General features: G+C 72.2%; 14 protein-coding genes. All 14 read left to right on the forward strand.

Annotated elements, in window-relative coordinates; genetic code table 11:
* Positions 1–409: 409 nt before the first annotated feature.
* The 14 genes from ACIP5O_RS36500 (at position 410) to ACIP5O_RS36565 (ending at position 10,656) form a co-directional block, all read left to right on the forward strand.
* Positions 410–733 (forward strand): hypothetical protein, encoded by a 324-nt coding sequence (locus ACIP5O_RS36500; RefSeq protein ID WP_401302059.1) that lies wholly within the window; start codon positions 410–412, stop codon positions 731–733.
* A 66-nt stretch (positions 734–799) separates the two neighbouring features.
* Positions 800–1,087, forward strand: coding sequence for a hypothetical protein (locus tag ACIP5O_RS36505; RefSeq protein ID WP_401302062.1), 288 nt, complete (start codon positions 800–802; stop codon positions 1,085–1,087).
* 172 nt (positions 1,088–1,259) lie between these two features.
* Entirely contained in the window at positions 1,260–2,159 is a 900-nt protein-coding gene (locus tag ACIP5O_RS36510) for a methyltransferase (RefSeq protein WP_401302065.1), read from the forward strand.
* Positions 2,160–2,980: 821 nt separating this feature from the next.
* Complete coding sequence (locus ACIP5O_RS36515; protein WP_401302067.1) at positions 2,981–3,409, forward strand: hypothetical protein; 429 nt, start codon at positions 2,981–2,983, stop codon at positions 3,407–3,409.
* A gap of 130 nt (positions 3,410–3,539) precedes the next feature.
* Positions 3,540–3,866, forward strand: coding sequence for a hypothetical protein (locus ACIP5O_RS36520; protein WP_401302070.1), 327 nt, complete (start codon positions 3,540–3,542; stop codon positions 3,864–3,866).
* 75 nt (positions 3,867–3,941) lie between these two features.
* Entirely contained in the window at positions 3,942–4,355 is a 414-nt protein-coding gene (locus tag ACIP5O_RS36525) for a DUF6573 family protein (protein WP_401302073.1), read from the forward strand.
* 110 nt (positions 4,356–4,465) lie between these two features.
* Positions 4,466–4,900, forward strand: a complete 435-nt coding sequence (locus ACIP5O_RS36530) for a hypothetical protein (RefSeq protein WP_401302076.1) — start codon at positions 4,466–4,468, stop codon at positions 4,898–4,900.
* Positions 4,901–5,319: 419 nt separating this feature from the next.
* Entirely contained in the window at positions 5,320–7,209 is a 1,890-nt protein-coding gene (locus tag ACIP5O_RS36535) for a ParB N-terminal domain-containing protein (RefSeq protein WP_401302079.1), read from the forward strand.
* A gap of 109 nt (positions 7,210–7,318) precedes the next feature.
* Positions 7,319–7,681 (forward strand): hypothetical protein, encoded by a 363-nt coding sequence (locus tag ACIP5O_RS36540; protein WP_401302081.1) that lies wholly within the window; start codon positions 7,319–7,321, stop codon positions 7,679–7,681.
* A complete protein-coding gene (locus ACIP5O_RS36545; protein ID WP_401302084.1) occupies positions 7,678–7,995 on the forward strand; it encodes a hypothetical protein in 318 nt (105 codons plus the stop codon). The genes ACIP5O_RS36540 and ACIP5O_RS36545 overlap by 4 nt, the downstream gene beginning before the upstream one ends.
* 317 nt (positions 7,996–8,312) lie before the next feature.
* A complete protein-coding gene (locus ACIP5O_RS36550) occupies positions 8,313–8,597 on the forward strand; it encodes a hypothetical protein (RefSeq protein ID WP_401302087.1) in 285 nt (94 codons plus the stop codon).
* A gap of 83 nt (positions 8,598–8,680) precedes the next feature.
* The gene (locus tag ACIP5O_RS36555; protein ID WP_401302090.1) at positions 8,681–8,917 is read left to right on the forward strand and encodes a hypothetical protein; all 237 of its coding nucleotides are present in this window, start codon (positions 8,681–8,683) and stop codon (positions 8,915–8,917) included.
* An 83-nt stretch (positions 8,918–9,000) separates the two neighbouring features.
* Entirely contained in the window at positions 9,001–9,774 is a 774-nt protein-coding gene (locus ACIP5O_RS36560) for a hypothetical protein (protein WP_401302091.1), read from the forward strand.
* Between the two features lie 375 nt (positions 9,775–10,149).
* The gene (locus tag ACIP5O_RS36565; RefSeq protein WP_401302094.1) at positions 10,150–10,656 is read left to right on the forward strand and encodes a hypothetical protein; all 507 of its coding nucleotides are present in this window, start codon (positions 10,150–10,152) and stop codon (positions 10,654–10,656) included.
* The last annotated feature ends 555 nt before the right edge of the window (positions 10,657–11,211 follow it).

Consider the following 11,211-nt stretch of genomic DNA (forward strand, 5'->3'; position numbering starts at 1 on the left):
CGCTCCCTTGCGCGGGGCCCCGGGGGGCTCCTCCGGACGCCCGCCCCCCGGGGACCGGGGGACGGGCTGGAGTCCGTCGTGGCCGAGGCGGGGGCGGAGCGCCGCGTACGGGTACCGGCGCCATCGTGGTGACCGCCCGGGGCTGGGGTCGAGGAGGGCCTGGAGGAGCTGGAGGCCGGAGTTCGAGTGCGGGCCGGCTCGGGGCCGGGGCAGGGAAAGACGGCTGGCCGGGAGGGGGGTCGGCGGAGGCCCGGACGCCCGCTAAAGGATCATGGAACTTCCGGGAAAACCCTGTTCAGATGCCCTTTGCGGCTATGTGATCCGGTCCAGTGCTGGTAATATAGAGCTTGTTGGAAGGGGGTGGCACCCCGGACAGCGAGACTCACTCGAAACCACACCGGAGGAACCCATGGGCGAGCTGGTCATCACCATCGACTCCCAGGCGGAAATCGCCGCCCTCAACAACCTGTGTACGCGGCTTGAGATCGACGCGGTCGCCGCAGGGCGGAGCGTCGGCGAAGAGCTGGAGGCCCGGACAGACCTGGAGCTGGCCGCCCTCTTCTGTGGCTACCAGTGGGCCGAGGAGCTCGGGAAGCGCGGCCAGGAGCGCCAGGACGTCGCACAAGCGGCCGTGGCGCTCGTCACCGCTGAACGGCCGGGCCTGCCCGCCTTCGACCCGAAGGCCACCGCCAACTTCCGTATCCAGGTCTCGCGCTGGCTCGGTCTGGACTGACCACCCCGCCGGGGGGCGGCGGCCGCCGCCCCCCGGCTCACCCTCGAAAACCGAAGGAGAAGCGACATGCCGTCAGGCATCTACTCGCAGGACAACCACCACCCGGACCGCTTCCGGGCCGAGGGGTACGCGTGGGGAATCCTGCGCCCCGGCAGCGACTGGCTTTCCATCCTCGGCTCCCACTGGGAGCGCATCCCGCTCCCGGGGGACCCCGAGGACGCCGTCAGGCCCGGCGTGACCCTGCTGTACGAGGGAAAGCCCGAGACCTACACCCTGGCTCAGGTCCGCCGGGACGGACAGTCCATCTTCCGGGTGCTGGAAGTCGTCCGGACCTACACCCCCGAGCGCAGCTAGGGCCGTCCGGGCCGGGCCAGTCGGCCCGGCCCGGACGCCGCAGGAATTGCCTGGTCAGAAGCCTTCTACGGCTTCCGATTCCGGCTTGATGCTGGTAATATAGAGCTTGTTGGAAGGGGGTGGCACCCCGACCGGCAGCACCACTCGAAACCCGAACGGAACGGCGGACCCCATGGCGAAGATGACCACCGAGCAGGCGACCCAGCACCGCAAGGCGCAGGACCTGATCGAGCTGGACCGCGAACTCACCCCCGAAGAGCGGGAATTCGTGCTCGACAACCTGATGGAGGAGGGGACCGCCCGGCTCGACGGCGCGTTCTTCACCCCCGGCGGTCTCGCCGTAGACATGGTGATCGAGGCGTTCGGCAAAGACCGCGTGATCGACCTGTGCGCCGGAATCGGCCACCTCGCCTGGACCGCGAGGCATTACCTCGGCTCCCACGGCGCAGCGCGCGAGATCGTGTGCATCGAGAAGAACCCGGAATATGTCCGCGTGGGCCGCAAGGTCCTGCCCGAGGCCACGTGGATCTGCGCCGACGTCTTCGACGTGCCGACCATGGACCTGGGTGGCCCGTTCGACGTGGCTATCTCGAACCCGCCGTACGGGGCGGTGGCGCGCGGCGGGCGCACGGCCCCCCGTTACACCGGCAGCCGGTTCGAGTACCACGTCATCGACATCGCCGCCGAAGTGGCCCGGCGCGGGGTGTTTCTGATCCCCCAGGAGTCGGCCCCCTTCCGTCACAGCGGGTGCTGGACGCGGGAGGAGGCCCGGGGAGTCCAGTACGAGCGGTTCGAGCGCCAGACGGGCATCACCCTGGAACAGGGATGCAGCGGCGACACCTCCCAGTACATCGACGAGTGGCGCGATGCGGCCCCGCGCACGGAAATCGTCGTTGCCGACCTCACCGAGCGGAAGGCTCCCGCCGCGACGGCCGCCAAGGCCGCCCCCGCGAAGGACTGGCGTGCCATGTCCGCCGTGGAGTTCACCACCCGGCCGAAGGCCGCCCAGGTCGCCATGTTCGACGTGGGCGATGACAAGTCCACCGGCACCATCGGCCTGTTCGACATCTGACCGGGCCGCCCGTACGGCGGAGACTCCGCCGTACGGGCCGCCGGTGCGCGGGGCCGCTGCGCGGTGGGCGGCGGCCAGCCGTGGGTGGCCCGGCCCGGCGCGGAGCGCCGTCGGGGCGCAGCCCCATAAGCGCCGGCCTCGCCTCACGGGGCCGGGGCCCGGTGCGCGGCGCCGCGGGACGGCACCCGGCCTTCGGCCAGGTTGCGAGGGGCGCTCTCGCGCCGCCCCCTCGCGCTCCCCCGGCGCCGGGGGGCCGGGGCCGGCGGGGCGGGCGCGGGCGCGGTGGGTGGGCATCGTCCCTTCGGGCCGATCCGGCCGTGCGCCGCAGTCGTCGGGCGTGGCCGCCCTCCTTTTTGCGGCCCTCCGGTCGCTTCGCTCCCTGCGGGCTGCGGTCGCTTCGCTCCCTTGCGCGGGGCCCCGGGGGGCTCCTCCGGACGCCCGCCCCCCGGGGACCGGGGGACGGGCTGGAGTCCGTCGTGGCCGGGGTGGGGGAGCGGAGCGCCGTCGTCGTCCGCCGGCGACGTCGTGGTGACCGCGAGGGGTTGAGGTCGAGGAGGGCCTGGAGGAGCTGCGCGACGTCGAAGGGGTGCGGGCCGGCCGGGGGCCCGGGAGGGAAAAGCGGCTGGCAAGGAGGGGGGTCGGCGGAGGCCCGGACGCCCGCTAAAAGATCATGGAACTTCCGGGAAAAAACCCTGGTCAGATGCCCTTTCCGGCTATGTGATCCGGCTCGACACTGGTAATATAGAGCTTGTTGGGAGGGGGTGGCACTCCGACCGACACCACCACTCGAAACCCACACCGGAACGGAAGGGCTGGCCATCATGGACCTGCTGACCATCGACCCCCGCGACACCGTCACCTACCGCCCCGTGGAGTACCGGATTCCCCTCGGGCTGGCCCCCTACCGGCCGGGCATCGCCGGTGCGGCAGAGCTGGCCGCCACCCTCGTGGCGCGGCTGGGTCTGCTCAGGCACCGGGTCGAGAACCCCCGCTACATCGAGGAGGAGCCCCGCTGTGACCGGGGGCCGATGTGGGATTCGCTGGGCTCCCGGGCGATGCGGGTGGAGTGCCACGTCGAAGGCCGTGCCGTGACGTGGCGGTACGACCGCTTCGCGCGCAGCCTTGACACCGCCTGGACGGTCGAGGTCGACGGGCAGGCCCGGCCCGCCGAGCTGTCCCCGTACCTCCGGGCGCATGAGCGCCTCGCCGCCCTGGCCTGGATCGCGCACCGCACGATCCAGGGGTGGTGAACCAAGGAAAACCCTGTTCAGAGGCCCTTCACGGCTTCCTAATCCGGTTCAAAGCTGGTAATATTGAGCTTATTGGAGGGGGTGGCACCCCTCCCGGCACCACCACTCGAAACCCACCGAGGAGTACCCAATGCACGCACTCATCGAGACCTTCAAGACCATCCGCGCCCGTCGCCGCGCGGCCCGCCGGGCAGGTCTGCGGTCGTACACCGTGGTCCTGGACTGGAGCACCAAGGCGTACGCGCACTACGCGCCCGAGATCGTGACCGTCCGCGCGTCCTCCCCGCTGGCCGCCGAGATGGACGCGCTGCTTCAGGCCGCCAAGGCCCACACCATGCACGTGGACGAGTTCCAGGGCCGCGAGGGCCGCGCCCTGCTCCTGGAGGCGGGCAACGTGCTGAAGGTCGTCGCCACCTTCCCCGGCGCGCACAGCGCCGTCCAGTCCGACCACTTCTGATCTGCCCCCCGGGGCGGCGGTTGGCACCGCCGCCCCGGCCCCCTCGAAACCCGTACGCACAACGAGAGGCACCTCATGAGCACCCTGACCGGCACCGTCAACACCCGCGCCCACGCCATCGCGACCGGCACGCTGATCGAGGCCGACCCCGGCATTGCCGCCGAGGTCGAGTTCCCCGCCCCGGTCGCCATGACCGAGGCCGTTTACGCGGACTGCATCGCCGTCCCCGAGACGTACACGTGGGACACCGGCATCCGGCTGGACGAGACCGAGCGGGAGTGGGACCTGCTCATCACCGCGTCCCGGGCGATCAAGGCCGCCGCAGGGTCCAACCGCCCGCCCCGGCTCGCGTTCTCCCTCTACCGCGTCCCGGTCGACGGCCTCAGCCGCGACCCGCAGCGGGTGACCCTCGTGGCCGAGGCGTCGCCCGGCGACAACGGCGAGCGCGTCATCACGATCATGCGCCCGAGCGAGCACCTGCCGCAGTGAGGCGGTCCGGGGCGGCCACCAGGCCGCCCCGGACCCCCTGGGCCGGAAGGGGATGGCACCCCGACCGGCCCCCTCGAAACCCGAACCGAGCACGGAATGGAGCGCCCCGCATGGGCTACGAGTACAGCGTCAAGGGAACCGTCCAAGTCGCCCCGCCGATCCCCTTCCCCGCCCTTCTGCCGCTGACGCAGGGTCCGGATCTGCCGATCTTCTGCCTCGCCCCCGGCGTCGAGGACCCGGACGCCGCTGGCCCCTGGTCCGACCTGGTGGGCGTATGGGCCCTGATCCCGGAGGACGTGCCGCTCGACCAGGCGCAGCCGGTCACCGTCAGCGCGCTCGCGGTGTCGCACGTCTCCAAGAGCGGATCGATCAGCCAGCCGCTCGCCAGGTTCGTCCGGCGCTGCCTGGCAGCCGGTCACGAAGTCGTCAGCGAGCTGACGTTCAACGGCGAGGAGGGCGAGCGCGGCGAGGTCCGGGTGACGCCGGGCGGCGACATCGAATGGGTCGAGACCTTCGCCCCCGGCCGCGCGCTCACCCGTTGGTGAAGACCCCGTCCGGTCGGCCGGTACCTCCGGCCGACCGGACGGGGCAACGGCCGGACGCGACGGCGGGCCGTCACTCCGCCCGCTCCCGCGCCGGCCGGGGGGAGCGGGCTGTCGAGAACGACGGCCGCGCCGCTCCCGCGCGAGCATCGGCGCGCGTTCGCCGTGGCCCCGCGCCGTCGTGGCGCAGCCTCGCGGGAACGCCGGCCCCGGCCCGGGTCCACCAAAAGCGGCTCACAAGGAGAGGGGTGGCCCGGCCCGGACGGGACGTGCAGGCCCCTCCCAGTACCGGAAAACGCTGGTCAAGGACACCTTTTCACTAGGTGATACGGCCCAGCGCTGGTAATATTGAGCTTGTTGGAAGGGGGTGGCACCCCGTCCGGCACCACCACTCGAAACCCGTACGAACGAAAGGCACGAACGTGACCGTGACGCAGACCGAGCAGGCCCCGGCCGCCATCGCAGAAGAGGCGGACGCCGGACGGCTGGAGTGGATCGACCCGCTCACCGACTTCCTTCCGGACGAGCCCGAGAAGAGCCGGGTCATCGTCGACCCGTTCAACCACCGCAAGAAGCGGGACGCCGAGCAGGACACCACCGAGCCCGACCCCGCCCTGATCGCCAGCGTGGACGCCGTGGGCGTCCAGCAGGCCCCGGTTCTGCGACCGCAGGGGGGAGAGAACGAGGGCAAGCTGGGCATCGTCATGGGGCAGCGCCGCATGAAGGCGGCGCGCGCCGCCGCCGAGAAGGCCGTGGCCGAGAAGCGCAAGTACCGGAAGGTCCGCGTGATCATCCGCGACGACCTGAAGGGCGTGGACGACGAGGCCCTGGCCGGGTCCATGGTCGAGAACGTCCACCGCGCGGCCGCCAGCGTCCAGGACGACCTGGACGCCGCCCAGCAGCTCGCCCTCATGGTCAACGCCAAGCGGGTCCCCAAGGCCCGCAAGACCCAGCTCGCGGCCGCCATCGGCCGGACCGAGGCGGAGCTGGACGCGGCCCACAAGGTCGCGCAGATGGACGCGGAGACCCTCGAAGACCTCCGGGAGGAGGAGGTCGAGTTCGACTGGGTCGAGCTGGGCGACTACGACGAGGTCAAGGACGTGCCCAACGCCCAGGTCACGCTCATGCGGGCCAAGGCCAAGGACGAGCAGGAGCGCAACGCCAAGCGCGGTGCGTGGAAGACCGCCATGCAGGAACTGCGCGCCAAGAAGGCCCGGACCGAGCGGATCGAGACCCTGAAGGCCGAATTGGCCGAGAAGAAGGTCACCACCGTCCACTGGGCGAGGAACTGGCACTACAGCACCGCCCGACCGCTGGAGGAACTGGTCAGCAAGATCGGTATGCCGATGAGCGAGCAGGGACACAGCGAGACCTGCGAGGGGCACGCCGCCGCCATCGACCCCGACGCGGCCGAGGTGGTGTGGCTGTGCGCCGAATGGAAGAAGCACGGCCACCGGATCGCCGGTGCCCCCGAGGGCGACGACGGCGACGGCGAGCCCGACGAGAAGGAGGCCGCCAAGATCGAGGCCGCGCGCGAGGAGCGCCGCCGCGTCAAGGTGAACAACCTCGCGTGGCGGACGGCCCGAGCGGGCCGCGAGGCCCACATCGCGGACATGTGCAAGGACAAGGGCGAGGCCCCGGCCGATGTCAAGGACCTGATCATGCGCACGATCCTGGTGAGCGATGGGTACTACACGCACTACGTCGGCGGCCAGGAGCACGGGGCGATGCTGGCGAAGTTCCTGGGCGACGAGCAGCTCACTCGCCAGCCGAAGGGCGTGATCGCTTCCCTGATCAAGAAGACCGCGAACAAGCGCTACTGGTGGGTCCTGTTCGCGCACGTGGCGGGCTACTTCGAGGCCGAGCACATGAAGGACGACGCATGGCGAGGGGAGGCCCACTACCAGCACGGCCCCTCGGTGCGCGGACGGATCAGGCCCGCGACCGCCGAGTGGATCAGCTTCCTGAAGAGCCACGGGTACGGCGTGACCGAGGTCGAGGCGGAGACGGTGGCCACCGCCGAGCAGGAGGCCGAGGCCGCAGCCGAGCGCAGGGCCGAGCAGGAGCGGCAGCGCGAGGAGCGGGAAGCGGCCAGGGCCGCATGGAAGGCCGAGAACCCCGACCCCGACGAGGACGAGGACGACGGCGACGACGCTGAAGAGGACTACCAGTACGACGACGAGGACGAGGAGTACGAGGAACCGGCCGGGGCGGTAGAGAACCCCGAGGCCGACGGCGAGGACGAGACGGACGCGGGTGAGGCCCAGGCGGAGGGGCGGGAGGACGCGCCCGCCGAGGACGAGCAGGAGTAACAGCAGTGCCGGGCGGGTCTGTTCCTTGACGGGCCCGCCCCGGCCGGGGCGGCGGTTGGCACCGCCGCCCCGGCCCCCGAAACCCATCACGTACGAGGAGAGCGGCACCATGACAGACGTTCGTATCGACCACCACGACGACACGGCCGGGGACCGGCTGGTCCGCACACTCGAAGCCCACGGGCTGACCGTCCGCAGCGGTACCGATGCCCCCACCGGCACCGACATGGTCACCGTCGACATCGCGGGCGGGCCCGAGATCTGGATCGCGGACCGCACCGGCCACACCGACAGCCCCGTTGACGCGCACCCCGGATGGGTCGCGCTCTACCGGCCGCGCGCCGACCTCGGCGACGAGGGAGAGACCGAGGTCTACCGGTCCGAAGGAGCGGGCGGCTTCACCCAGGACACCGCCGCCCTGGTGGTCGCGGTCGTCCAGTGCGCCGCCGCCCGCAGCCTGGCCGCCGCGTGAGGGCCCCCGTCCACGAGGCCCGAGCGCTGGCCTACCTGGCCCGTCAGGACACCGGGCCGCCCCCGGCAGACGCCGAGGAGCGCGCCGACTGGCGCGCGGAGCTGCGCGCAGCCCTCAACGGCTACCGGGCCGGCCGCGCCATCGCGGTCGGCGTCGACCGGCTCGACGCGGTGCGCCGCGCGGTCGGAGCCGGGCGCTACGACGCCCGCGACCACCAGGACCTCGCGGAGGCCCTGGACGCCGTGGAACACGGCTGCATGTCCTCCTGGCGCACCACCCCGTACGGGGTGGTCTGGATCGACAACGAGTCCTGACCCGAGCCGGAACGCAGACCGGCGACCGCCCTGCCATAAGGCAGGACCCCCCGCACAAGTGCGGCAGGCTGGCGCGGTCGCCGGTCTCTCGAAACCCGCACCGCGCGTGGTGGCGACATCCCCAGAAGGGGGCGCTACTTCCACGCGGAACGAGGAACCACCAGGGTAGCGGGTTCGGGCCGAGGGACGAAAAAAGGATCAGCAATGCGCCTCGCAGCACTTCCGATACACGAGAAAGCTGGTATTGTTCTTCTTGTTGGAAGGGGGTGGCACCCCGACCGGCACCACCACTCGAAACCCGTACGGAAGAGGTACCGATGGCTTCCACCCTGGAACTCCCCGAGGCCGCGCTGACCGGCCTGCGCGACTACCTCCTGACCATCGCCGCCGACGAGGACAAGGCCCCGCTGGAGGAACTGGACGGGCTCAGCGACACCGTCCTCGCGGCCTACTGGCACGGCTACGTCGAGGCCAGCAAGGCCGGACGCACCGGCCAGGAGCTGCACGCGACCGCGTTCGGCAAGGCGCTCGCCGCCCCGCTCGTCGCGGTCTGCGCCGAGACCGGCGCACTGCGCACGACCCTCGCCCAGTCCTTCCGGTAGCCGACCCGGCCGGGGCGGCGGATGGCACCGCCGCCCCGGCCCGCTCGAAACCCCTCCCCGTCCCACTCCGAGAGAGGTCCCCGATGACCACCCCCTCCCCGGGCGTCGAAGCCAGCCCCGTCACGACCCGCACCATCGACGAACCCGAGATCGACAAGCGCAGCGCCGAATCCCCTTACTTCGGCCGGTTCACCTGCGACGTCTGCGGCGACGACTTCGCCGTCCACCGGTCGCTCACCGTCGAAGAGCGCGAGTTCACCGACATCGAGACCCGCGAGACGTGGTCCGGCCTGATCGTGGTTGCCTGCGACCGAAGCTGACAACGCAACCTCCCTACCCGGGGCGGCAGTTGGCACCGCCGCCCCGGGCCCGCTCGAAACCCGACGCAAGGAGAAGTACGACCATGACGTTCCCCAGCGACCTGCCGACCCCGGACGGCAACGCCGGCACCGCCCGCTCCCGCCGTGACCTCCTGGTCGCCCGGCACGACGGCCGGATGTTCACCGAAACCATCGGCCGCCCCCTGCACCGCGCCCAGCAGACCGCCCAGACCTACCGGGCCGCCGCCGACCACGCCGAGCTCGACCGACGCGGAGCCCCTGACCGCATCTGGCTCAAGGGGCAGTCGGCCCTGTGCCACCGGCGCGCCCGCATCGCCGCCGACGAGGCCGCCCTGGCCGCCGAGCAGAAGCGGCCGGAGCAGGCCAACGTATGGGCCGCCCTGGCCGACCGCTACGCCACGGCGGCCCGCCACCTCGCCCGCCCCGTCCCCGGCCGGGCCGAGGCGATCACCAACCTCCGGGACGCCGCCGACGCCCTGGAGGCCCTGCCCCCCACGACCCCGGCGCAGACCGGCGTCCCCCTCTCCTGCATCGCCCTGTTCGACGTCGACAACGGGCGCCGGGCACTCGACAACGCCCGACGCGGCAACGGGCCGGTGCTCAAGCACGTGAACGCGATCGAGGTGGAGCTGCTGCTCTTCGCCGCCTACGCCCAGGGACGGGCCGAGACCGGCTACCACATCGCCAAGCAGGCCGTCCGGGCGCTCGACCGCGCCCGCAAGACCGCCCCCGAGGGGGAGGCCGCAGCCATGGACCCGCTGGTCCTGGTCGCCGCCTTCGAGCGGAGCGAGCAGGCTCTGGACGCGGCCGAGGCCGCCGCCCCGCCCGCGCCCTAGAACCGAGCCCGGCCGGGACGGCGGCCGCGCCGCCGCCGTCCCGGCCCCGACCCTCCAGGAGAACCCTGCTCGATGCCCCAGCCCCACCCGGTGGCGGACGAAGGAACGTCCGCCCCGCCGCACGAGAGCCTGTTGCTGCGTCCCCTCTACCTGCCGGGCGCGCACCTGCCCGACTCAGCCGGCCCCGTCTGGACCTGCCGGACATGCACCATGCCGTGGCCGTGCCCCACCGCCCAGCCGTACCTCCGGGCCGGGCAGTGCAGCACGCGCAGCGAGACGACTCAGTGGAAGCCGTGCGGCGCGACGATCCAGTGGGAGCGGAATGGCCCCCGACACTGGCATGTCGGCCCTGACTGCTACACCCACAAGGACGTCTTGGCCGCGCTGGCTGAGGAACTCCACCAGCGGCACATGGCGAACCCCCACTATCCGCCCAGCCACTTCTACCCGGAGAAGCCCCGCCGTCGCCGACGCCAGCGGCCGCCGTACAAACACACCCCCATGGGGCCGGGCGACATCCAGCCCGGCACCTGGCTATGGGTCATCCCCGGCGGACTCCATCCCGGGTGGGGCGACATCCACCGTCTCGCCATGCTCACCGCACTCGGCACCCCGTACTGCGAAGTCTGGATGGACGACACCACCGTCCACCGCGTCCGCCCCGAGAAGCTGATCCTCTCCGACGCAGGACGCCAGGCCGCCCACGCCGCAGGGCTCACCACCATCCGAGAGGCAACCGGGCCCCGGCCCCGCCCCTTGCTCCCGGAATGGCGATGGGTCGACTGGACCCTGGCCGAGCACATCGCCCACCAACAGCAGACCGCCCCCACCGTTGAGCCTCCCGGACAGCCCGTCCAGGACGAGCTGTTCACCGTCGCCTGACGGCCGCCCCCGGCCCGGAACGCCAGCGTTCCGGGCCGGGGGCATGTCCGGGCCTGGAACGGCGGCCGCGTCGACCGGTCGACGAGAGCGGAGGAACCCGCGGAGCCCGTCGGCGCAACTGCCGCGGCCGCCGGCCTGCCCGAGACCGCGCGGCGAGTGCGCCCGCCGCGGAGCGAGACCCGGCCTCCGACCGGGTGCGAGGGGGCGCTCTGGCGCCGCCCCCTCGCACACCCCCGGCGTCCGTGGCCGGTCCCGGTGGCACGGCAGCGGGAACGAGAACGCTGACGGCCGCTCGTGCCTCACGGCCAGGCCAGGACACATCAGGGGGCGCTTTCCTCGTGGTCGCCGCCGCGACGGGGGAACTCCGGGATGGGGCTGGGGCGGCGGCGACCTCGAGGACGCTCCGGCCGCCGGGGCCCCTGGAGCTGTTCGTCGTACGGCACCCGGCCTTCGGCCGGGTTGCGAGGGGGCGCTCTGGCGCCGCCCCCTCGCACACCCCCGGCGTCCGTGGCCGGTCCCGGTGGCACGGCAGCGGGAACGAGAACGCTGACGGCC

The sequence above is a fragment of the Streptomyces sp. NPDC088915 genome, from assembly GCF_044749825.1.
GTDB lineage: Bacteria > Actinomycetota > Actinomycetes > Streptomycetales > Streptomycetaceae > Streptomyces.